The sequence below is a fragment of the Flavobacterium riviphilum genome (assembly GCF_055231795.1).
This window is the reverse complement of sequence record NZ_JBUYSY010000002.1, coordinates 68,300-92,118: the sequence shown is the minus strand read 5'-3', so window position 1 is coordinate 92,118 and position 23,819 is coordinate 68,300. Positions and strand designations below refer to the sequence as shown.

17 protein-coding genes are annotated in these 23,819 nt (G+C 36.6%); 6 read left to right on the top strand and 11 right to left on the bottom strand.

What is annotated here, in order from left to right:
* Positions 1-4 precede the first annotated feature (4 nt).
* From ACZIX2_RS03095 to ACZIX2_RS03045, 11 genes are all read right to left on the bottom strand, one after another.
* Positions 5-2,899, bottom strand: coding sequence for an aminotransferase class III-fold pyridoxal phosphate-dependent enzyme (locus ACZIX2_RS03095; RefSeq protein ID WP_463338617.1), 2,895 nt, complete (start codon positions 2,897-2,899; stop codon positions 5-7).
* A 2-nt stretch (positions 2,900-2,901) separates the two neighbouring features.
* On the bottom strand, positions 2,902-3,543 hold the full coding sequence (locus ACZIX2_RS03090; RefSeq protein ID WP_463338616.1) for a GNAT family N-acetyltransferase: 642 nt from the start codon (positions 3,541-3,543) through the stop codon (positions 2,902-2,904).
* A gap of 42 nt (positions 3,544-3,585) precedes the next feature.
* The gene (locus ACZIX2_RS03085; protein ID WP_463338615.1) at positions 3,586-5,007 is read right to left on the bottom strand and encodes an aldehyde dehydrogenase family protein; all 1,422 of its coding nucleotides are present in this window, start codon (positions 5,005-5,007) and stop codon (positions 3,586-3,588) included.
* A gap of 43 nt (positions 5,008-5,050) precedes the next feature.
* Entirely contained in the window at positions 5,051-6,349 is a 1,299-nt protein-coding gene (locus ACZIX2_RS03080) for an aspartate aminotransferase family protein (protein WP_463338614.1), read from the bottom strand.
* Positions 6,342-6,830, bottom strand: coding sequence for an Lrp/AsnC family transcriptional regulator (locus tag ACZIX2_RS03075; protein ID WP_463338613.1), 489 nt, complete (start codon positions 6,828-6,830; stop codon positions 6,342-6,344). Before ACZIX2_RS03075 ends, ACZIX2_RS03080 begins: the two co-directional genes overlap by 8 nt.
* A gap of 78 nt (positions 6,831-6,908) precedes the next feature.
* A complete protein-coding gene (locus tag ACZIX2_RS03070) occupies positions 6,909-8,498 on the bottom strand; it encodes an amidohydrolase (protein WP_463338612.1) in 1,590 nt (529 codons plus the stop codon).
* 16 nt (positions 8,499-8,514) lie between these two features.
* Entirely contained in the window at positions 8,515-9,381 is an 867-nt protein-coding gene (locus ACZIX2_RS03065; RefSeq protein ID WP_463338611.1) for a carbon-nitrogen hydrolase, read from the bottom strand.
* Positions 9,382-9,405: 24 nt separating this feature from the next.
* Complete coding sequence (locus ACZIX2_RS03060; RefSeq protein ID WP_463338610.1) at positions 9,406-10,737, bottom strand: agmatine deiminase family protein; 1,332 nt, start codon at positions 10,735-10,737, stop codon at positions 9,406-9,408.
* Positions 10,738-10,975: 238 nt separating this feature from the next.
* Positions 10,976-12,340 carry a 4-aminobutyrate--2-oxoglutarate transaminase gene (gabT, locus tag ACZIX2_RS03055; protein WP_463338609.1) on the bottom strand — a complete coding sequence of 455 codons (1,365 nt, stop codon included), beginning with the start codon at positions 12,338-12,340 and terminating at the stop codon, positions 10,976-10,978.
* Positions 12,341-12,361: 21 nt separating this feature from the next.
* Positions 12,362-13,024 carry a GNAT family N-acetyltransferase gene (locus ACZIX2_RS03050; protein ID WP_463338608.1) on the bottom strand — a complete coding sequence of 221 codons (663 nt, stop codon included), beginning with the start codon at positions 13,022-13,024 and terminating at the stop codon, positions 12,362-12,364.
* Between the two features lie 22 nt (positions 13,025-13,046).
* Positions 13,047-14,567 carry a Na+/H+ antiporter NhaC family protein gene (locus ACZIX2_RS03045; protein ID WP_463338607.1) on the bottom strand — a complete coding sequence of 507 codons (1,521 nt, stop codon included), beginning with the start codon at positions 14,565-14,567 and terminating at the stop codon, positions 13,047-13,049.
* Positions 14,568-14,770: 203 nt separating this feature from the next.
* On the opposite strand from ACZIX2_RS03045, the gene ACZIX2_RS03040 reads away from it, so the two are divergent.
* The 6 genes from ACZIX2_RS03040 (at position 14,771) to ACZIX2_RS03015 (ending at position 23,604) form a co-directional block, all read left to right on the top strand.
* Positions 14,771-16,225, top strand: a complete 1,455-nt coding sequence (locus tag ACZIX2_RS03040) for a CoA-acylating methylmalonate-semialdehyde dehydrogenase (protein ID WP_463338606.1) — start codon at positions 14,771-14,773, stop codon at positions 16,223-16,225.
* A gap of 44 nt (positions 16,226-16,269) precedes the next feature.
* Positions 16,270-17,607, top strand: a complete 1,338-nt coding sequence (locus tag ACZIX2_RS03035; RefSeq protein ID WP_463338605.1) for an aminotransferase class III-fold pyridoxal phosphate-dependent enzyme — start codon at positions 16,270-16,272, stop codon at positions 17,605-17,607.
* A 263-nt stretch (positions 17,608-17,870) separates the two neighbouring features.
* A complete protein-coding gene (locus tag ACZIX2_RS03030) occupies positions 17,871-19,079 on the top strand; it encodes an anhydro-N-acetylmuramic acid kinase (RefSeq protein ID WP_463338604.1) in 1,209 nt (402 codons plus the stop codon).
* A 65-nt stretch (positions 19,080-19,144) separates the two neighbouring features.
* On the top strand, positions 19,145-20,689 hold the full coding sequence (locus tag ACZIX2_RS03025) for a glycoside hydrolase family 10 protein (protein WP_463338603.1): 1,545 nt from the start codon (positions 19,145-19,147) through the stop codon (positions 20,687-20,689).
* A gap of 33 nt (positions 20,690-20,722) precedes the next feature.
* Positions 20,723-22,000, top strand: coding sequence for an MFS transporter (locus ACZIX2_RS03020; RefSeq protein WP_463338602.1), 1,278 nt, complete (start codon positions 20,723-20,725; stop codon positions 21,998-22,000).
* An 8-nt stretch (positions 22,001-22,008) separates the two neighbouring features.
* Entirely contained in the window at positions 22,009-23,604 is a 1,596-nt protein-coding gene (locus ACZIX2_RS03015; RefSeq protein ID WP_463338601.1) for a glycoside hydrolase family 3 protein, read from the top strand.
* Positions 23,605-23,819 lie beyond the last annotated feature (215 nt).

Here is a 23,819-nt window from a genome sequence, read left to right as displayed (position 1 = left end):
AATGTTATCCGTTTTCTATATGAAAAAGGACTTTTCTTAAATGCTGTATAAAATTCATTGCATTTTCTTTAGTAAAACACAATGGTGGTTTAATTTTCAAAATATTATAATAATCACCCGTTGGATAAATAATAAATCCCCTTTGCTTCATGGCTTCGCATACCTTCATAGCTTTGATGGGATCTGGTTTTCGGCTTTGTTTATTTATAACCAAATCAACTCCTAAATACATGGCATGTCCATATACCGCTCCCACACAGTCAAACGCTGCAATCAATTGGATTAACTCCTTTTTCAAAAATTCGCCAACTAAAGCCGCATTTTCTTGAAGTTTTTCAGAAACTATAGTATCTAAAACAGAATTTGCCACTTGGCAAGCTACAGGGCTTCCGGCATAGGTATTGAAATAGGTATATTTTTTTTGATAAGCCGCAGCAATTGCTTTAGTTGTTACAACTGCAGAGATTGGATACCCATTCCCCATAGGTTTGCCCAAAGTAACTATATCTGGACGCACACCTTCTTTTTCAAAGCCCCAAAAATGGCTTCCCATACGACCAAATCCTATTTGAACCTCATCGGCTATACAAACCCCTCCCGCATTATGTACTGCTCGGTATACTTCTTTCAAATATCCTTTAGGCAATTCTACTCCTCCTCCAGATCCTAATAATGATTCGGATATAAAAGCCGCAACCCCTCGACCTTTGGATTGAATTTCGGCAATTTTATGATGCACATCTTGAGCATACTTCATTGCAACATCCACGGTAGTATCTGTATACTTTCCCCTAAAAGTATTCGGCTGAATCAAGGGATGGGTATAGGTTCTTTTACTTTTGGAGGCTGTCGGATTATCCATCAGGCAAGTACTAATTTCATCCACTGCAGTAGTATTACCATGATATTCACCATCTATTACTATTACATCTTGTTGATTGGTATAAGACCGAGCCAATCGTAAGGCTAAATCATTAGCTTCGCTCCCGGTACAAGTAAAAAACACAACTTGCAAATCGTCTGAAAATAAAGACAGTAAATGCTCTGCATAAACCACATTGTCTTCATACAAAAATCTAGCATTGGTATTCAGCAATTGTAATTGTGAGGTAGCCGCTTGAGCCACTTTTGGATGACTATGACCAATATGAGCTACGTTATTAATCAAATCAAGATATACTTGACCATTACTATCTATGAGATACTGTTTCCACCCCCGAACAAGGTTCATTGGATTTTGGTAATAATACTCTTGAGCCTGTTGTATATTTTTAGCCCTACGTTCTGCTAATGAAGCAACGTTATCCAATTGAATTTCTGAAGGTAGGCCTATCAATGATGAAGGGTCCTTCACTAAAAGCTCCCATCCTTGCAATTCGCTTGGTTTACAAAACAAAGGCGCAGTAAGCGAATCATCCATTTGTAAATAGATACCACTTGGAAAACCCGATACTATCTTTTTATTCGTCACACACCCTAAATCATTCCCTCTTTCTAATTGCTGCCCTATAAAAAGCTCATGATCAATCCCATAAATACAAATCGTACCTTCTTGAGATTTGAAAACCGATTTTACTTGATCCTTATTTACGAAAACTAAATCTAATGGAGCAACAACTTTAGTGTTTTCGGGCGCAAATAAAAATAGTCCCAAAGCAATTGTTTCCGACTCTATAATGCCCTCCTGATGGGGTACAATTATCGTGCTTTTGAAAGGGGCATAACCGAAACCGTCAATTAACTCATTGGCAATATTTTGTTCCACTTGTTCTGCCTGTAACCAAGCACCATCGTTAAATATAGCAGCATCAGGCCGAATATCAATACGCTTTAAATTATGATGATCTTTAAAAATGTATGGTTTTTGATTGCTCAAAAAAGGATTTGATGTTTTGGTTGTGCAATATTCACAAGCATTAAGAAATAGTGTGGTAGCCAACTTTTCCTTTTCAATACCGATGGTTAGAAACATTTTTTGATCTTCAACAGCTTGTTTTTGAATATAAACATTGTTGGGCTCCAAAGAAAGTTGCCTTGCAGATGCACAAACAATCAATGCCGATCGCAACAAAATCAAATGATACAAACTTTTGATTTCAATATCTTGTAATGGAAAAACTTTGTGATACGATGCCAATACTAATGCTGCTTCATTCAACGGATAGTGGCTCCCAGTCATTACAGATTCTAACAGCAATACTGCTAGTTCACCCACTGTCCAAGAAAAACAAACGTCTCCAAAATCAATTAATCCATTGATCTTTTCACTAAATGCATCCACTAATAAATTAAATCGAGTCAAATCGGCATGAATAACACTTTTTCGCAACTGTTGAATTGTTGCTGCATTAGCATCCCATAGCTGTAAAACTTGATCTAGTTTATCAGCGATCTCTTTTTCTTTCACATAACATTTCCATTCTTTGATTAAAGATGGAGCTTGCTGTAAGTCCCATTGCAGTGTTCTTTGAGCTGCTTCATGAGAAAAACTTGCCATTTTTCGAGTAAGTTGTCCCGCAAAAGAACCAATATTCTCCAATAATTTTGGTGAACGATACACCTCATTAGAAAGCATATTGCCCTCTAAAAATTGTAAAACACGCCACCAATGATTTTGAATAAACAACATTGACTCACCTGAGGAAGTCAATACAATTGAAGGAATGGTATCTGAGGCTAGATGCTGCAAGACTTTGTTTTGAAGATCAATCCAATCTGAAGGCGTATCTTCGTTGGCTATTTTTAAAACAAATTTTTCGCCATTATCCTTAGTAATCAAAAAATTTTGATCTAGATAGCTATCAAGTGGACGAGATTTACCAGAAATATTCCAATATTCTTGAATACTATCTAATGCTTCTCTTTCTGTAAAAGAGGGACAAATGGCAACCGTATTCATAGTTATGCTAAAGTTGTTTTAGGGTCTAACGGCCAATACATCAAAACCGAACAATTGCCGCTACGAGGATCGTCTAAATAATCAAACAAAGGTTCTACCAAAATAAAGCCACATTTGGTTTGCGCGGTAACTGTAGGATCAATAATTTCTCCTTTTATCAACTTGTCACAGTATTCTGCAATAGACATTTGATACCTAACTTTATCATAACCAATGGGCATTCCAGCGGTCATTTGCCCCTTACATCCTAATGCTTTGGCCACTTCTTGACGTGCATTATAAATTTCTCTACCAATACCTTTACCTTGATATTCAGGATGAACAGATACATCTAAACCATAAATCCAATCGGCCTGAGGATCGTGTGTCCCAATCCATAAATTATCTGAAATCTCTAAAAAAGTATGGTGTCCTTTGTGATAATTTTGCCTCAAAGTCGTACAAGATGCTACAACTTTATCCCCATCCAGTACAATGAATTGTCCTTCTGGAAAGATTTCCAAATGTTTTTTATACTTCTCTTCTGTAATCAACTCTTCGTCAGATAGTGTCGGAAACACAATTTTTTGTAATTCCGCTTGCTGCTTGGCGTGTTCAGGCAATGGCGTTTGCAATATATATTTACCTAATATTTCTTTTTTCATGGAATTCAATTTTTGAACCTTTAGTAACTACTAAAAATGATTTTAGCACATATTACCGTAACTTATTAACTTCATTTCTAAATATTCTTTCAACCCTTCGGCACCTGATTCGTGACCAATACCGCTACTTTTTATGCCTACAAAAGGCAGTTCAGTTCCATGAGCAGCCCATTCATTAATACCGACCATGCCAAACTCTAAATTTTCAGCATAAACATTAGCATTCTTTACATGATTGGTAAATACATAAGAAGCCAAACCGTACTCGGTTTCATTAGCCCATTGTATCACTTCCATTTGATTGGTAAACGGAATCACAATCATAACGGGGCCAAAAACCTCTGTTTTAATAAAAGAATGTGTTTGTTTTGCTTCGACCAATGCAGGTTGAACAAAGAAGCCTTTTTCAGTTTTCTTACCACCTACATGAATAACAGCGCCTTCTTTTTGGGCTTGATCAAGCAAGGACACAACATGGTTTTGTTGCGTTTTATTAATAAGAGGCCCTACAAAATCGACCGCTCCACCATTGACTCCGGTTTTCAAAAGTTCCATATCGGCTTTGGCTACCGACATAAATTGTTCAAAAATACTTTCATGAACATAGAATCGTTGAGGCGCAACACATACTTGACCACAATTGCGCAATTTGGCAACAACCGCTTGATGAGCTACGGCGGCTACATCTACATCTTTGTCAATTATAACTGGGGCATTTCCTCCCAATTCCAACGAAAGTTTAGTAGCTGTTTTGGAAGCGCCATCCATCAATATCTTTCCTACGCGGGTACTTCCTGTAAAACTAATTTTCTTAACCTTCTTGTTTTCTATCATTTCCAAACCACTACTCACGGGTTCAGTATTGATAAGATTGAAAACTCCCTTTGGAATTCCAGATTCATGCAAGGCTAGGGCTAAATTGAAACTAGACAAAGGGGTATACTCCGACCCTCTCAAAACAACGGTACAACCTGCAGCCAATGCTGCTGCTACAGATCTTGCAGGATTGTAAGCCGGGAAATTCCAAGCGGTAATCACTCCAACTACACCAATTGGTTGAAAAATAACCATTGAACGTTTATCAATTCTATTGGTCGGAATCACTTTACCATAACTTCGTTTACCTTCTTCGGCATACCATTCGAACAAATTGGCAGCTACTTGCCATTCTCCTCTACCTTCTAGCATTGGCTTCCCAGTTTCTAGAGCTGTTTCGATGGCAAAAGCTTCACAATTCTTGCGGATATATTCGGCTGTTTTTTTTAAAAACTCAGCACGAAAGTATGGTGTTGATCGTTTCCACTCGTCAAAAGCTATAGCTGCTGCGTCTATAGCTAAGCTACAGTCCTCTTGATTCCCGTAGGGTACTTTTTCCAAGACAGCTTCGGTTGAAGGACTTTGCAAATCCCAAGTAGTACCAGCCAAAGCGTCCTGCCATTGGCCATTTATATATAGTTTTTTCATTAATTTACGGGATATTTAATAGATTACTAAAGTCAAACTTGCTTTATAAAACCTCTTGTATTGACTCTTCCAAAATAGCCAACCCACGATCTAAAATTTCTTCTTCGATAAATAATGGGCTAAGAATACGTATGCAATTAGAATAAGTACCCGAAGTAATAACAATTACCCCTTTTTGAAGACACTTATCCACAATAGCTTTTGTTGAAGAACCATCCGGCATACCTGTAATGGGATCCGTAAATTCAATAGCCAACATAGCACCTAAACCTCGAACATCGGTAATTTTTGTTGGATACAAACTTTGCCAGTGTAAGAACTTTTCTTTCACCTTTTTTCCCACTCTTTCGGCAGCAGTATTGATGTCATTTTTTTGCATGTAATTGATACTAGCCAAGGAAGCCACACAACTCAAAGGCCCTCCCAAATACGTACCTCCTATTAGTCCTGGTTTAATTTTATCCATAATCTCTTGTTTTCCAATAACAGCACCAATAGGCATTCCACCTCCCATTGATTTTGCCCAAGTAGATAAATCAGGAACCACATCATAATGCTCATAGGCTGCCCATTTTCCGGTACGACCAAAACCAGACTGCACCTCATCAAAAATCAAGAGGATGTTGTTATCGGTACAAAATTTTCGGAGGTATTGTACATATTTTTTTGAGGCTACGGTAAATCCGCCTTCACCTTGTACTAATTCCAGAATAATTGCTGCCGTTTGTGTTGCTGAAACGGTAGAAGAAAAGGTTTTATGCAGCTTCATTATCATCAAATCATCAAACTCTTCTTGTGTCATTCTAGAAGACATACTTGGCTTGTAATAAGGATATTCTATCCTATACACTTCAGGAGCATAAGGTCCAGCACCTTCTTTGTATTTTACATTTGAAGTCAATGTCATGGCCATCATAGTACGTCCATGAAAAGAACCGTCAAAACACACAATACCTGCTTTTCCGGTTACCGCTCTTGCAATTTTGATAGCATTCTCTACCGATTCAGCTCCAGACAATGTAAGCATTGCTTTGGTAGCCTCGCCATGTGGCAACAGTTCGCATAATTTTTCTGTCAAATCCAAGTATTGTTCATAGACCGACACATTAAAGGAAGCGTGTATGAATTTATCTGCTTGTTTTTGAATGGCTTTTATAATTTCGGGTACGCCATGTCCTGCATTATTCACTCCAATACCTCCTGCAAAGTCTATTAATTCGTTGCCATCAGCATCAATAATTAGAGCCCCTTTGGCAGATTGAATACTTGATGGATTAAAAATCCCTAAAGCATTTGGCACACTCTTTTTTCTTCTTTCGTATAATTTATCTGTATTATTCATTTGGTTTGCTTGATAATTTTGCTAATTCTAAATCGGGTTGGGCAAATTTGTATATTTTCATATACATATTGGTTTTAGTATCAAAAACACCATCTAAAACGTGGATTTTTTGTCCTAATAATTCATTGAGATGATCCATATCTCGACACATAATGTTGGCTTCGATATCATAATTTCCAGAAACCGAAGCGAGAAAACTAATTTCTGGCAGCTTTGTCAATTCTTCTAAAACTTGCGTAAGATGCGATTTAGGTTTTACTGAAATTAAAACACTCGCATATGCATTTAAACCAATCTTATTAGGATCTACACGGCCAATAATTTTCAAAGTACCATCTTCTACTAAATTGATAAACCGGTGTCTAATGGTACTTACAGCAACATTTATCTCTTTTGAAATTTCTGTAAAAGACATTCTTCCGTCTTTTTGGAGCAATGTCAAAATCTGAAAATCTAAATCATCATCAAGTATACTTCCCATTGTTTCTTTTGTATTATTTAGTTATTTTAAAATATAAATTAATTTTTTTACAAAAATATAATTTCAATTTACTTTTTTTTACAAATTTAAAGGTTTTTCAAAAAACAACTTACCCTTTACCCATGTTTGCCTAGTTTGAACAGCTGACACATCCTCTAGTGTATATGGATCTGCATCCAAAACAATAAAATCGGCAACCTTGTTTACTTCTAAGCTTCCTTTTGTCGCTTCCAAATTATCTGCTATTGCACTGCCTTGTGTATAAGCAAACAGCGCTTGATTAAAGGTGATTTTTTGGTTAGGACCAATGGTAAATCCATCTTTAGAAGTTCTAGTTACTGCCGTTTGCATATTCACCCATGGATTTATTTCTTTTACTACAGGACCATCCGTTGACAAAGCCAAATTGATGCCATTATCCAATACTGTTTTACAAGGATAAACTTCCTCTAGTAAAAAATCAGGCAAAGTTTTTTCGAAATTATTGGCCAACTCATAAATAAAAACCGGTTGCATGGCCGCTGTCATATTCATCCTTTTAAAATCTTGAATATTACTTTCAGACAAAAAACCTACATGCTCAATTCTATGTCTTAATTTGGAATTAATGGCAAATAAATCGCTATACACTTTCAATGTTAAATCGATAGCCATGTGTCCAATAGCATGGGTAGCTACAGAAAAACCTCTTTCTACAGCTTCTTTTGCGGTGTGATAAAATCGGTCATAATCCAATCTAAGCACTCCCTTGTAGTTATCGGTATTTTTGTAAGCAACATTTAATGCCGCTGTAGCCGAACTCAATCCCCCATCAGAAAAAAACTTTACAGTTTTGATTTGTAAAAAATCAGATTCGTAGGGTTCGGGAAGAATTTGCACCTCATCGCTACCATCAGGAATACGCAATGGAAATACATTCATTCGCACTTTTAACAATCCTTCTTTATCAAGTTGAATGTAAGCTTGAAGCAATTCCTCATTGGCGGCAGGATCTGTAGCGCTTGTTATTCCGAGACTCAATAAATACTGATGCGCTTCGAGAATCATGGCTTTATATTCTTCGAAAGTAAAGGAAGGAATAGCATTCATTATCAAACCCAAAGCCCTTTCGGTAAAAATCCCTTGTAAACTTCCGTCCTCATTTTTGCGTATTTCGCCTCCAAAAGGTACTGGAGTTGCTTCATTTACTCCTGCAATTTCGATTGCTTTAGAATTAGCAATACCAATATGCGCACAAGTTCTTATGACAAAAACGGGCCTATCATTTACGACTTCATCTAAATCTTCTTTGGTAGGCAAACGGTTTTCCTCTACTACCATTTCATTAATACCACGGGCCATTATCCATTTGGCCTTTGGATTTTTGGTTGCAAATTCTTTCAATAGTTGTTTGAACTCAACAATAGAGGTTACCCCTCTCACATCCAACATAAACGTACGTAAATGTCCAATTTTCCACACATGAATATGAGCATCGTTCAATCCTGGGACAATAGTTTGGCCTTCTAAATCAATTTCTTTTTCAAAAGAATGCCACTCAGCTCGCACTTTTTTTTCTTTTCCAATAGCTACAATTTTGCCATCCTCACCTATTATCATAGCATTTGCCACACTATTTTTTTTATCTAGTGTGTAAATTTGAGCATTGTATAAAAGTGTATTTTTCATTTTTGGAGTTAAAATATTATTCAATAACCATTTGCAACAAAGGAGCGTAGGTATCTACTCGTCTATCTCGATGAAATTGTAACAAATCGGCCGCTTTTTTACATTGACTATAATCAATAGTAGCATACACAATTTGTTCTTCGCTTCCACCTTTGGCAATTATTTCGCCCAATGGATTACTTACAAAACTGGAGCCGTAAAACGTCATTTCAGAATTTTTGCCCTGTTCCGTTCCCACACGATTCACCGCTGCAATAAAAGTGGAATTACAAATACCGTGAGCACTTATTACTTTTTCCCAAGCATGAGCTGTACTAAATTCAGGCTGATCGGGTTCTGATCCAATTGCTGAGGGATAAAAAATAATTTGAGCTCCTTGTAAGGCAAAAATTCTAGCTACCTCTGGAAACCATTCGTCCCAACAAATTCCAACTGCAATTTTACCAAACTGAGTATTGAAAATAGGATAGCCTGTATTTCCAGGAGTGAAATAGTACTTCTCAAGATATTGCGGGCCATCGGGTATATGATTTTTACGATACTTCCCTAAGTACGCACCATCAGCATCATACACTACAACACTATTAAAGTAAACTCCAGGGCGCACATATTCATACATTGGCACTATAACAACAATGCCTAGTTCTTTGGCAAGCGCCCCAAATCGATCCGAAGTAGGTCCAGGTAGTACTTCGGCATAATCATAATAAGAAACTTCTACATCCTGACCGATATAGAGTGTATTAAATAATTCTTGCAGACAAACAATTTGCGCTCCGTTTTGTGCAGCTTCGCGCACACTATTCAAACTTTTTTGTATGTTTTTTTCTACGTTTTCAACACAAGCCGATTGTATCAACGCAACAGTAACATTAGATTTCATTTACAAATCGATTTAAAAGATTAATTAATTGAGTAAGGGTTTTTGTTGTGTATTGCAATGAATACCACCACCACCAATATTAATAGCTCGAGGATCTAGAGTGATTATTTTGCGATCTGGAAAAGCTTTTTGTAAAATACTTTGAGCCTTACTATCTAATTCTTTCCAATGAGCTGGCGCACCGGGTTTCCAAAATTTTTGGGCCACCACCACTTTGTTTGAGATTAAGAAATTCAAATAACTTGAAGCCAAAATTACTTTGATAGGTTTTCCTGTTGGAATTGGGTTTTGTTTCATTACACTATCATTCGAGGCTAAGTAATCATAAACCCCATCGCCTGGTTGCAAGGTTTCGTAAATGGCAGGTGCAGATGGCATTGGTACTAATACGAAGGGTTTACCATCTTGATCTTTTGCTTTTTTCAAAACCTGTAAATTAGCATCCATTCGACGTTTGTTTTCAGCTGCTATGGGATCCTTTTGAGCTTCCTCTGCTGATATTGAAGTGTACAAAATCGTGTTGGCATTGGCAAAACGAGTATGTTCGTCTATATGTCCACCAGTGGTGATAACGGTGTAAATTTCTTTGACACCTTTTTCGTTTGGTAACTTTGATTTGAAAGTTAAATCATCATCATAGCGACCGTAAGGAATCCAAATAACGTTAGTAACCCCTAACAATCGCTTGTATTCTGCTTGCATTTGCGCTTTTGTCATTTTAGGATTTCTTTGCTTTTCAACAGCTTCTACTACTATCATAGTTCCTTTGCCATTAAATTCACGGTTTCCACCCTCACTAATCATAGCAGAAGAATTTACTTTGATCTTAGCCTCTTTTGCAACATTTTCATCAATCTTTTCTTCAGCTAGAGAATATTCAGAATCATTTGCTTCGTATCCCCAACCATTGAATGAAAAATCGGCAATTTCGAGTTGTTTTTTTGCGTTTACTACAAAAATTGGTCCCATATCTCGCCACCAAACATCATCGTGTGCTATTTTATGAAACCTAACTTTATGAGCTGGCACCTTGTATTTGTCCATTAAAGCTTTTATCCTTTTGATTTGATCCTCGTAAACATATCCTTTTTCTGGATTATCTGGATTTACGGCAATATCTAAATAAACATTTGGAGCGAGTGCTGCCCAAATTTGAACATGCAACTCTTCTACGGACCAACCGGCTTTATTTTCGTAGGTGGGCCATCCCATCCAAACCGATTCTTGAGGTTCAAATTCAGCTGGAAAACGAACTCCTGAAATAGTTTCTTTTTCAATATTGGACGCCGTTTCTTTCTTACAAGAAACCCATCCAAAAGCAATAAACAATAATAGAATTATAGGTATTTTTTTCATAAGTAGACAATTATTATTTTTCAATGTTCAATTGATGGAATTTGGTTTTTTTCAAAATTCTTCATTGGGGTTTACTTCACTTTCTTTTATTGTGAAGCTATATTTTCAAAGGCAAAGGCAAACTTATTAGTAAAGACGAATGCTCCATTCAAAAGTGTCAAATTCATTTGTATTTCAATAAATTGCCCCACAATTTTGTACTGTAATTCTATTGCAGGGCAATCGGTTTTTTCAAACCCTAGATGGTTGCTTCAGTCAACGCTCTTTCGTGCATTACTTCTTGTATGGCATTTTCTATAACATCTAAACCTTCATGTAATTGTTCGTCTGTAATTACAATTGGAGGCAAAAATCGAATGCAGTTGGTATACAGACCGGCTCTAATTAATATTACGCCATTGGCTACGGCCTTCTTAATTACCGACATTGCAAAATCCATATCGGGTTCTTTAGTACTTCTATCTTTTACGAATTCAACTACCAACATTGCTCCTAATCCTCTAACTTCAGCAATTGCAGGAAACTTTTCTTTCATGGCATTAATGCGATCCGTAATGATCTTCCCAACATGTGTTGCTCTATTTAAAAACTCTGGTTTTGCAATTTCTTTTACTGTTGCCAATGCTCCAGCAACAGCAATAGGGCTTCCACTATACGTTCCTCCAATTCCACCTAAATGGGGTGCATCCATAATTTCTGCTTTACCAGTAATGGCTGAAATTGGCAAACCAGAACCAATAGATTTGGCCATGGTAACTATATCTGGTACTACCCCTGAATGTTCTATAGAAAGAAATTTTCCGGTGCGTCCTGCTCCAGCTTGAACTTCGTCTGCAATAAAAACAATACCATGATCATCGCACACTTGACGTATTTTTTCTAAGAATTTTTTAGGTACCGGTATAAACCCTCCTTCCCCTTGAACTGGCTCTATGATAATGGCTGCAACAGCCGAAGGATCTACATGCGATATAAGATTTTGATCAAAACGCTCAATACAAAAATCAATGTATTCTTCTTCTGTCATGCTATCTGGTTTTCTATACACATTAGGAGAATGAAATCTATAAATGTCTTGTGCATAACTTCCAAAACCTTTCTTAAACAAACCATACTTACTTGTTAAGCTCAAAGTCAACATCGTTCTTCCATGGTAAGCCCCTTCAAAACAAATAACCGCTGGTCTTTTTGTATAATATCTAGCAATTGCTACGGCATTTTCTACGGCTTCGGACCCTGAATTGGCCAACAAAGTTTTTTTAGGAAAACTACCTGGAGTTAATGCATTTAGTAATTCAGCAAATTCTAAGTAGGGTTCAAAAGTAGTTACCAAGGCTCCAGGATGGATATAGCTATCCAATTGCGCTTTTACTGCATCAATAACTACTTGTGGTCTGTGGCCTAAATTGACCATACCAATACCGCCAGCAAAATCAACCAGTTGATTGCCATCAACATCCCAAACTAGTGCGCCTTCGGCTTTTTCAACAACCACTTCTGTAGACTTTCCAAGACCTGCAGGAAGTGCAGCAGCTCTTCTTGCTAAAATTTCCTTACTTTTTGGACCAGGAATTTCGGTTACTTTTTTTATTTGATTTCCCATTGTTTCTATTTTTTTTTTTTTTTATTGTTCTTTAATTTTTAGCTTAAAATTTTCGTCAACTGGATAATACATTAAGATACTTGCATATCCTGATTGAGGATCATTGATGTAATTATACATTGGCCTAATCCATCTAAACCCTGCTTTCATTTGAGGCGTTATGGTTGGATCGTTGTATTTTCTAATTTCCAAAGCATAGCAATACTCCTCTATGGTCATCTTATCTTTAAAATTGCCAAAACCAATTGTCATTCCAGCAATGATTTGTCCTTTAAGACCTAATTGTTTACAGATTTCATGACGGGCTTGATACAATTCTCTCGATAGTCCTATTCCTCTATATTCTGGTAAAACGCCCATGTCTATACCATACATCCAATCGCCATCCGGAATTTGTACGTTGGTTATCCATAGATTATCCGTTTCTTCCAAAAAAGTACTATCATGTTCCGGGAAATTGCATCTAAATGTGCTTGCAGAGGCAATAATTTCGCCCTCTTTTTCTATCACTAACTGTCCCTCTGGAAAAACTTTAACATGATTAGCAAAATGTTCTTGAGTCAAAATTTCAGAAGGATGTAATGTAGGATAGCATCGAGATTGCACATATTCCATGGCTAAAGCATCGTCCACAGTGGCATTTCGAATAACAAATTCATTGTTATGTATTGACTTACAAATCATGACACTCACTTTTTATAATTAATTACAATACAAATCCTGCTACTAAATACATTACTATAGAAATTGAAAAAATAATTAATTGATATGGGAATTGAGAAATTCCGTGTTTCATCATATCTACTTTACAAGACTGTGCAGTAAGCACTCTATTATCCGAAAAGAAACAAGCGGCAGCTCCCCAAACGGTACCCGATGCCAATGCTCCCTGTGTTAACCAAAAATCAGCTCCAAGTTTTTGGGACAACAAGGCTGTAGTTGGTACTAAAATGGCATAAATACCCCAGTTAGACCCTGTTGCCCAACAAATCCATGCAACTAAGCCAAATACAATAACTGGTAAGGTTGCACCATTCAACCATGAAATTCCTTGTAAATTCTCAGCTACAAATTCATTAAATCCTAGGGCATTTTGCACATCTTTCAACAAGTAAGTGAATCCTAAAACGGTTAACACAAAAGTGATCGTTTCTAGCCCTATGACAAAGTTTTTAGAAATTTTATTAAATTTATTAACCTTAAAAATCAGGAAGTAACAATAGGTAAACACTACCGCGGTTACAATTCCTCGCAATGCATCGATGCTACCAAAAATTGTTTGAGTCGAAAAATCTAAGGATCCCCAATACTCCATATCCCAAGGATAAGGGAAAATGGTACACCAAACCAAGACACTCAAAGGAAGAATAAAATAACTTAATTTTCCTTTCTTACCATTTTTTCTTGGCAACTCCAAATTTACCTCTGGTATAACCACTTCGCTTTCGGCTTGACGAATTAATTTCAAATCAGGCACCAAGTGAAAAACCACTAATGCTCCTAAAATCAAAGAAATCCAAGCTGAAAAATTATACGGAATCGTATTTACAAAAGCCTCAATTGCTCCATCATAAGGTTTTCCATCAGCCCCAACTAGCCCTTTCACATTAACTAGTTGAGAACCATAAAAAATAGTCCAAGTTGAAATAGGGAAAATGATAGTAAAAGGCACACAAACAAAACTTAATACTAAAGCTAATTTTTCTCTAGACACCCCAAATTTATCCGTAATAGGACGCATGGTATTCCCCACAGACAAGGCACTCAAATAATCATCTAAAAAGAAGAAAAAACTTAAAAAATAAGCCATAATCAAGGAACCTTTTTTAGTGGTTACGTGCTTTTGTGAATAGGCAGCTACAGCTTTAATTCCTCCAGAGGCACTTAACAATTGTACAAAAGCACCATAAAGAATACAGACCAAGATGACCCATATTAATCCTTGATCATGCGCATCTCTAGCGATAGAAGAAAACATTCCATCAAACATGTTTAAAGGAAAGATCAACCCTTCTCCCTCTGGAAAATACTCCTTCGAACCTCCAACTTTTGTCAAAAGTCCAAAACCTACTGCACAACCTATAATAAGTGGCTCCAAGGCCTTTCTTGAAATGATAGCAATACCGAGAACAACAAATGCGGGTACCAACGCATAGGAATCGTTAAAATAAAACAAGCTAGCTAAAAACAATAAAGCTACCCCAATGATAATTGAAATGGATTTCATTCTTTGTAAATGTGGTTTAAGTTAATATAAATGGTTTGGTTAGTTACAATTTATCGTGTTATACACAAAAACCCATCTTGTAAATAAATTAACCTCTATGAGTTTATTTTGTAAATCTAACAATATATTTTAATTTATCAAAAAAATATTTTAATATTTTAAGTATTTTTGTATTTTTGAAAAAATAACAAACCAAAAAACCAATGTATCAAGAAGTAAAAAATTTCAGCAACGGCGAATTTGTTTCGGCAAGTTCCAACATTACTCACAATGTATTCTCCCCTTTAGACGGAAGCCTACTTACTACTTTTAAAGAATCTACCAAAGAAGATTTAAATGCTATTATTGAACACGCTAAATTGGCTCAAAAAAAATGGCAAAAAGTTACGTTAAAAGAACGAGCTCAAGTATTCTATAAATACAAACAACTTTTAGAACAAAATATTGATGAGTTAACCGAAATCATTCACCGTGAAAACGGTAAAATACACAGCGAAGCTAAAGCCGAGATTGACAAAGCCATTGAACTTACTGAGTTTGCTTGTTCATTACCTCAATTTGTAAACGGTGAAAACATGGAAGTGAGCAAAGGGGTATATTGCTCTTCTACAAGGGTACCTGTGGGCATTGTTGCTTCTATAGTACCCTTTAACTTCCCGACAATGGTACCGCATTGGACCATAGTAAACGCATTAGCACTTGGGAATGCATTTATTTTGAAACCCTCAGAAGCTGTACCTGTAAGCAGTCAATATACTGCGAGGTTACTCAAACAAGCCGGTTTACCCGATGGATTATTCAATATCATCAACGGAACACAAAGTACAGTAGAAGCCCTTTGTGACCACCCAGAAATCACGGCACTTACCTTTGTTGGCTCTACCAGAGTAGCTAAAATTGTATTCCAAAGAGCCAGTCAAAACTTAAAACAAGTACTTGCTTTAGGTGGTGCCAAAAATCACATCCTATTATTACCAGATGCACATCCTGATATGGCCGCATCCAATATAGTTGCATCCATGAGCGGGTGCGCTGGCCAAAGATGTATGGCAGCCGCTACGCTAATTGCCGTTGGAAAATGCGATGCCATTCTCGATAAACTTGTAGCTGAAGCGCAAAAAGTTCAATGTGGCACAACCTTAGGCGCTGTCATTTCCAAAGCTGCCAAAGAAAGAATTGAAAACTACATTACTGAGGCGGAACAACAAGGAGCTAAAATCATTTTAGACGGAAGAAACACCATAGTTACAGGCAAAGAAAACGGCTATTATGTAGGTCCAACTATAATTGACCATGTAACTGCCGACATGAAAGTGGCACAAGAAGAAATTTTCGGTCCCGTTCTTGCCATTATCAGAGTGAACACAATTGATGAAGCACTTGCCATAGAAAACAACAATCCTTATGGTAACGCCTGTTCAGTATTCACACAAAATGGGGGTTATGCCAATTATGTAACCGAAAATGCTTCCGCTGGTATGTGTGGCGTAAACATTGGCGTTCCGGTTCCAAGAGAACCTTTTGGTTTTGGCGGATGGAATGAATCTCGCTTTGGATCTGGTGATATTACTGGAAAAAGCGCCATATCATTTTTTACTAAAGAAAAGAAAACTACAACCAAATGGAATCCTGAAGCAGGCATCAATTGGATGAGTTAGTCAACAAAAAAACCTAGTATGTATCAAAATCTATTAGCAATACCATGTTAACAAAAGAACAAATAATTAACGACAGCAAACAATACAGTTTGTTTTCGTGGTCTGCACAAAGCAACCTCAACCCAATTGCCATTGAAAAAGCCAAAGGGGTCTATCTATACGATTATGATGGCAATAAAATTATCGACTTCTCCTCTGGTTTAATGTCGGTAAATATTGGACATGGGGATCAAAGAGTTACCAAAGCTGTTGTAGAACAAATGGAAAAAGTAAGCTTTGTAACCCCAAGTTGTACTACAGAAATCAGAGCTAAATTAGCCAAAAAACTAGCCGAGATTTGCCCTGGCGATTTGAACAAAGCTTTTTTTACACTTTGCGGCACCTCATCGGTTGATAACGCCATCAAGCTTGCACGCCTTTACACTGGAAGACACAAAATCATAGGAAGATATCGTGCCTTTCACGGTGGTTCTATCGGCGGAATGTCGGTGGGTGGAGATCCAAGAAAATTAGCCAATGATAGCCAACAAATGCCCAACGCCATTCATATTGATGATCCGTATCATTTTTTTGGCATGAAAAATTTAGACGAAGCCACCAAACTTCAACTAAGCTTAGAATACGTAGAACGCATCATCCATTTTGAAGGTAAATCTAACATTGCTGCATTTATTTTTGAAGGAGAAAGCGGTTCCTCTGGTTGCCTTCATTATCCAAAAGGCTATCTTAAAGGTATCAAAGCATTGTGCGAAAAATACGGAATCTTATTCATAGCCGACGAAGTGATGTCGGGTTTTGGTAGAACAGGCAAATGGTTTGGATTTGAAAACCACGATATTATTCCCGATATGGTGTGTATGGCAAAAGGACTAACTGCCTCTTATCTTCCTCTTGGCTGTCTTATGGTTTCGGATAAAATTGCACAAAAATTCGAAAATACCCCCATGATGGTTGGCCTAACCTACAATGCGCATCCCGTGGCTTTAGCTGCTGCTTTGGCTGTGATCAAGATATACGAAGATGACAACTTAATAGAAAACACTCGTCAAAAAAGCCTCTATTTAGAACAAAACATAAACGAACTACGCCAAAAACATCCCAGCATGGGAGAATTTAGAAACACAGGCTTATTGGGCTGTTTAGACGTGCTAAAAAACAAAAAAAGTGGCGAATTAATTGCTCCATATAATGCTTCTGGAGACGATTTAAAGGTAACCAATCTAATTGCAGCAAAACTTAGATCGGCTGGATTATACACCTTCGTAAGATGGGGATATATTTTTATCGCTCCACCTTTGTGCATCACGGAATCCGAAATAGATGAGGGACTTGCTATTATATCTCAAGCGTTAGAAATTGCCGATTCATATTTAGAAGATTAAAGATTTTTATAATAAAATACCTCGCTTAAAGATTACATTTCGCCCAAACTCATTAAAACAGTTCTTACAAAACTAAGAACTGTTTTTTTTGTGTCATACTTTTTCAAGAACTGACACAAATTTAGAATACCTTTATCGATTTGTGAGATACGTTATTCCATATCAGTTCATTTCCTTAAAAATCATTGAAACATTTTAATTAAAAAAAATACCTTACCTACCTATTTTTACATTATTTTTGAATTAAATAATTTTTTTTAATAATGAACCCCAATATCAATAAATTATTTGAAATAGCCCAGAAAAAAAATCGATGCATAATCGGTTTAATGTCTGGGACCTCATTAGACGGACTAGATATCGCTTATTGCAAGATTTCAAATGCTGGATTAGAGACGAAAGTTACCCTACTACAATTCGAAACCGTATCATATTCGGAAGAAATTAAAACAGAAATCAGAAAAGTTTTTGCCCAAAAAACCATTGATTTCCAACACTTGGCCATCTTAAACGAATGGATTGCCCTACTCCATGGCAATATGGTATTGGATTGTTTAAAAAAATGGAACATCCCTGTAAGTGAAGTAGATTTAATTGCTTCTCATGGGCAAACCGTGATGCATGCGCCAAAAATATTACATCAAATAGAAAAATTCCCCAATGCTACCTTACAAATTGGCGATGGCGATCACCTGGCTGTCACTACAGGTTGTATAACCGTTTCGGACTTTAGACAAAAACACATAGCTGGCGGTGGCGAAGGCGCACCATTGGCCGTATATGGTGATTATTTCTTGTTTGGTTCTACTGAAGAAAACCGGATCTTACTCAATATTGGCGGTATTTCAAATTTCACTTTACTACCAAAATCTGGTGATTTCGAAAATGTATTTGTGACCGATACAGGAACAGGCAACACCTTAATTGATTATTATACGCGATTGCATTATCCGGAACTAAGTTATGATAAAGATGCAGAAATAGCTAGCTCAGGAAAAATCAACACCCCCTTATTACATGAATTAAAATCCAATTCTTTTTTTGAGGCCCCTTTTCCTAAAAGTACCGGACCTGAACTTTTTAGTAAAGAGTACTTAGAAAAAGCTATTGAAGCCACCAAGTTATCCTCTCTCTCGATTCCTGATGTGCTGGCCACTCTAACTAGATTCACAGCAGAAACTATTGCTGAGGCTATTGTAAAAGTTTGCCAAGAAAGAGACATCATGGATACCTCAACCAAAATCTATATTTCGGGCGGAGGATTACACAACCCCTTATTGATGCAACATCTCAAAGAAATACTCCCTTTCGACCTTAAGGCTACCGCAAGCTTAGGGATTGATAGCGATGCCAAAGAAGCTATTTTGTTTGCTCTTTTGGCTAATGAAACCGTTGCAGGTCACGTGAATTATTCTGCCAAACAAAGTAAAATTCCGATGATTCGTATGGGAAAAATTTCTTTCCCAAATTAACCCAACATTTTTAGTAAAAATCCCTTTAAAAACCTATTTTTGGGAGCTTTAAAATCCAAAATCAAATGACAAAACAATCACTTTCTCTTCTTTTCATCCTATTCCTATCATCTTGCCTTAGTTTTTCTCAAGAAAAAGAATTTTATCCTAAACAAGAATTTAGAGGAGTCTGGATTGCCACAGTAGTTAATATTGACTGGCCAAAAAGTGGCAAAGATGAAGTGGAAAAACAAAAAAAAGACTATTTGGCCACACTTGATGCTTACCAAAAACTTAACTTCAATGCTGTTATTGTGCAAATTCGAAGTGTAGGCGATGCTTTTTACCCTTCCAAATTGGCCCCTTGGTCAAGATTCTTGACCGGAAAAGAAGGTAAAGCACCTGAACCTTATTTTGACACCTTGGAATGGATGATTCAAGAAGCGCATGAGAGAGGTTTTGAATTTCACGCTTGGTTAAATCCGTATAGAGCCACTTTTGACTTAAATAAAGAACAATTAAGTCCAGATCATGATGTAAACAAACATCCCGAATGGATGATAAAATACGGGACCCGCTATTATTATGACCCTGCGTTGCCGGAAGTACAAGAACATTTGTTAAAAATATTTGAGGAAGTAGTTGAAAATTACGATGTAGACGCTATACATTGTGATGATTATTTTTATCCTTATAGAATTCCTGGCGAAGAATTTAACGATGCTGCATCGTTTAAAAAATTCGGAAACGGATTAACTTTAGACGATTGGAGAAGATACAACATTACTTCTTTTGTCAAAAAAATACACGAACTAATAAAAGAGAAAAAACCTTGGGTTCAATTTGGCATAAGCCCTTTTGGAGTATGGCGTAACAAATCCAAAGACCCCAAAGGATCTGATACCAATTCTGGACAAACCAATTATGATGATCTATTTGCCGATCCAATCCTTTGGATGAATAATAAATGGATCGATTACCTTGTTCCTCAATTGTATTGGAGTATTGATCATAAGGTAGTTTCGTATGCCAAGCTATTGCAATGGTGGTCTGAGAACTCGCATGATGTGAATTTGTACATGGGTAATGCTTCGTATAAAATCAAAGCAGATTCTGATAAAAAATGGAACAATCCAAAGGAAATTCCAAATCAGATAGATTTAACACGAGCCAATCCCAAAGCACATGGTAATGTTTATTTCAGTGCCAAAGCATTTGTAGACAATAACAAGGAAGTTACAAGATTGTTGCAAAACGAACAATACAAATACCCCGCCCTTGCCCCTGTAGCACCCCGATTAAAAAACGTGGTAGTTGACACACCTGTTGTCAACACCATTGAAGAAGAGGATGATGCTGAAAATTATGCCTTTACCCTACAAAACCCACTAAATACTAAAGTTCGTTTTGTAATGGTTTATGGTGCTAAAAAAGCTTCCAAAATCAATTTAGAAGACCCTAGCCAAATCATCAAAAAACAGTTTATTGATCCAAAAGCGAACATCATCTATTTTAAAATTCCGAAAAAAGACCTTCACAAAAACAAAGTCTCTGCCATAACCTTTATTGATCGTAATGGTAATGAAAGCAAGGAAACTATAGTTGACTTACCAGAAAATCAAGAAAATTAAACTATCATCTTTACATCTATTAACCCACCAAAAATGAATTCTGAAAAAAACCCATGGTATTGGATACCATTATTAAACTTTGCTTCAGGTTTTCCTTATGCAATTATCATTACTGTTTCGGTATTAATGTACAAAAGTCTAGGCATTAGCAACGAAGATATTGGTGTATACACCAGTTTACTATACCTCCCTTGGGTAGTTAAACCACTTTGGAGCCCCTTTATCGACTTATACAGTACAAAACGCAAATGGTTTTTGGCCATGCAATTGCTGATTGCCATCGCATTTTTAATTGTAGGATTTTCAATCCCCACCAATCATTTTTTCTTTTTGAGTTTGGCTTTATTTTGGGTAGCTGCTTTTGCCTCTGCTTCCAATGACGTGGCCATTGATGGATTTTATTTATTAGCACTAAGCAAAGACCAACAATCTTTTTTCTTAGGCATACGCAGTACCTTTTACCGACTATCCATGTTAACTGCCAATGGTGTTATCGTGGTGTTGGGAGGCTTTTTGGAAAATAAATTTGGAGACAATAGCAAAGCATGGTCATGGACTATGATTATTGTTGCATTGGTTATGATATTTATTACCATTTACAACTTTTTCATGACACCAAACTCTGAAGAATCAACAACTACCAATACTATTGATAAAGAACAAAAAACAAGTTTTACAGAAGTTTTCATTTCTTTTTTCCAAAAAAAACAAATAGGATTGATTCTAACATTCATCTTAGTGTATCGCTTAGGCGAAGCACAATTGATGAAAATGCTTGCTCCTTTTTTAGTAGATGACGTTGCTAAAGGAGGCATGGGATTAAGCACCGAAGATGTTGGAATTATCTATGGTACGTTTGGAGTAGCCGCTTTGGTGATTGGAGGAATCATCGGAGGAATTGTCATCTCTAAAGATGGTTTAGGAAAATGGATGCTCCCGATGATCCTCACGATGCATTTACCTATTTTAGGATTCGTCTTATTGGCCTATTTCCATCCAAGCTCTCAACTTTATATCTATTTGGCAGTAGTTATTGAGCAGTTTGGCTATGGTTTTGGATTTGCAGCATTCATGATGTTTTTAATCTTTGTTGCCGAAGGCGCTTCCAAAACTTCTCATTACTCATTAGCCACTGGTTTTATGGCCTTAGGGATGATGCTTCCTGGTATGGCTAGTGGGTATATTCAAGAATACTTAGGCTATGGTAATTTCTTTGTTTGGGTATTTATTGCCACCATACCTGGAATTATTTTATCTCGATTTTTAATTTTCCCATACGATTTTGGAAAAAAATCAACAGAAAATAAATAATATTTCTCATGACTACAGTACAAAAAATTGGACAATTCTTTTTCCCAGCAGTTTTCATCAATGATACTGAAGAAAACATTCAGGCCACTGAAAAATTAATAAGAGAGTACAACATTGGTGGACTAACCTTTTTCCACAGTCGAGCTAGTGCGGCAACGAATTACGAAAGCAATAAAAAAATTGAATTCAACGATAACAGCTTTGAACGTTTAAAAGCCTTAATCATTCGTTATCAAAAAGCAGCCCAAACCCCTTTGTTAATGAGTATTGATGCCGAATGGGGCTTGGCCATGCGTGTTGAAAAAACACCTCAATATCCATATGCCATTACACTTGGAGCTATTCCAACAGCCGATAAAGAATTGGTATATGAAATTGGAAAACAAATTGGGTTGGATCTAAAAGCTGCGGGCATCCATTACAATTTATCCCCCTTAGCCGATATCAATACTGATCCTAACAATCCTGTAATTGGATATCGCTCATTTGGTGAAAATAAAGACAAAGTAGCTTCGCTTGCCGTAGAATATTTAAACGGTATGTCGGAAGTAGGTGTTTTAGGATGCCTCAAACATTTTCCTGGTCACGGCAACACCAATGTAGATTCGCATCTGGGATTGCCCGTATTGAAAGAAACTTTAGATGATTTAATGGAACACGAATTGGTTCCTTTTATCAAAGGCATAGAAAACGATGTGGATTCTATTATGATAGGACATTTGGCCGTACCCTCACTAAATGATGGACAAAATACATCGGCTACTTTATCAAAAGTGGTCATAGAAGGTTTACTTCGCCAAAAACTGGGTTATCAAGGTTTAATTATTTCGGATGCGTTGAACATGCATAGTGTTTCAAAACTTTACGAAACCAAAGGACAGTTGGAATGGGAAGCATTTAATGCAGGAAATGACGTGCTTTGCTTTGCCGAAAACGTACCCGAAGGTATTGAAGCCATCCTGAAAAATGCCCAACCAGAAAGAATAGAAGCTAGTTATCAAAGGATTTTGAAGTACAAACAAAAAGCTGGTTTATTTGATACTACTTCCGATGCTGCACCTCATTTTGACTGGGATACGACACAACAACTCAATCGAAAATGTGCCGAAAAAGCAATCACTCTCATCAAAAATGACACTAAGGAATCCATAAAAACATTCATTAATCAGAGTGAATCGGTAGCGAAAATCAGTATCTATCGCCCAATTGACAATCCCTTTTTAAATGCACTTAAAAATGATATAAAGGGTGATTCGTTTTCAATTGCATTAAATGATACAAGTTTCAATGACAAATTGACCGAAATCGAAAAGTATGATACTTTGGTAATTGCTTTATTTGTTCCAAAAGCAAAACCTTTAGCGAATTTTGAAATTGAAGATCATATTATCCAATGGCTAGAAAATAGCGTTGGAAGCAAAAAAGTAATCTTCCATTTATTTGGTAATCCATATGCTTTACAAGTACTACCTACTATTCTAAATTCAAAAGCATTGGTAGTGGCTTATCAAGATTTAAAAGAATTTCAAGAAGTAGCCGCTCAAAAAATAACTGCAAATTTACCCTACGAGGGCAACCTTCCGGTTAAAATAATCTATCAATAAGAAGATTTGAATAAACCTAAAATATAAAACCCTAAAGTTTACCTCTTTAGGGTTTTTACATAAAAACTTCCTCAAACAAAACTATTCAAAGAAAATCAATCGAACACTCTAATAAAAATTTAGAACCTAGAACTTCAATAGTAAAAATTTAGTTAAATAAAATTAAAAAAAGAAAGGCACTTAATTTTCACAGTCTTCCCAATAATTTTCATAAG

Coding starts and splice junctions, on each gene's coding strand:
- ACZIX2_RS03080 (WP_463338614.1), bottom strand. CDS start 6,349: ATGAATAATACAGATAAATTATACGAAAGAAGAAAAAAGAGTGTGCCA.
- ACZIX2_RS03035 (WP_463338605.1), top strand. CDS start 16,270: ATGTTAACAAAAGAACAAATAATTAACGACAGCAAACAATACAGTTTG.
- ACZIX2_RS03065 (WP_463338611.1), bottom strand. CDS start 9,381: ATGAAATCTAATGTTACTGTTGCGTTGATACAATCGGCTTGTGTTGAA.
- ACZIX2_RS03020 (WP_463338602.1), top strand. CDS start 20,723: ATGAATTCTGAAAAAAACCCATGGTATTGGATACCATTATTAAACTTT.
- ACZIX2_RS03090 (WP_463338616.1), bottom strand. CDS start 3,543: ATGAAAAAAGAAATATTAGGTAAATATATATTGCAAACGCCATTGCCT.
- ACZIX2_RS03025 (WP_463338603.1), top strand. CDS start 19,145: ATGACAAAACAATCACTTTCTCTTCTTTTCATCCTATTCCTATCATCT.
- ACZIX2_RS03085 (WP_463338615.1), bottom strand. CDS start 5,007: ATGAAAAAACTATATATAAATGGCCAATGGCAGGACGCTTTGGCTGGT.
- ACZIX2_RS03095 (WP_463338617.1), bottom strand. CDS start 2,899: ATGAATACGGTTGCCATTTGTCCCTCTTTTACAGAAAGAGAAGCATTA.
- ACZIX2_RS03030 (WP_463338604.1), top strand. CDS start 17,871: ATGAACCCCAATATCAATAAATTATTTGAAATAGCCCAGAAAAAAAAT.
- ACZIX2_RS03040 (WP_463338606.1), top strand. CDS start 14,771: ATGTATCAAGAAGTAAAAAATTTCAGCAACGGCGAATTTGTTTCGGCA.
- ACZIX2_RS03060 (WP_463338610.1), bottom strand. CDS start 10,737: ATGAAAAAAATACCTATAATTCTATTATTGTTTATTGCTTTTGGATGG.
- ACZIX2_RS03075 (WP_463338613.1), bottom strand. CDS start 6,830: ATGGGAAGTATACTTGATGATGATTTAGATTTTCAGATTTTGACATTG.
- ACZIX2_RS03050 (WP_463338608.1), bottom strand. CDS start 13,024: ATGATTTGTAAGTCAATACATAACAATGAATTTGTTATTCGAAATGCC.
- ACZIX2_RS03070 (WP_463338612.1), bottom strand. CDS start 8,498: ATGAAAAATACACTTTTATACAATGCTCAAATTTACACACTAGATAAA.
- gabT (WP_463338609.1), bottom strand. CDS start 12,340: ATGGGAAATCAAATAAAAAAAGTAACCGAAATTCCTGGTCCAAAAAGT.
- ACZIX2_RS03015 (WP_463338601.1), top strand. CDS start 22,009: ATGACTACAGTACAAAAAATTGGACAATTCTTTTTCCCAGCAGTTTTC.
- ACZIX2_RS03045 (WP_463338607.1), bottom strand. CDS start 14,567: ATGAAATCCATTTCAATTATCATTGGGGTAGCTTTATTGTTTTTAGCT.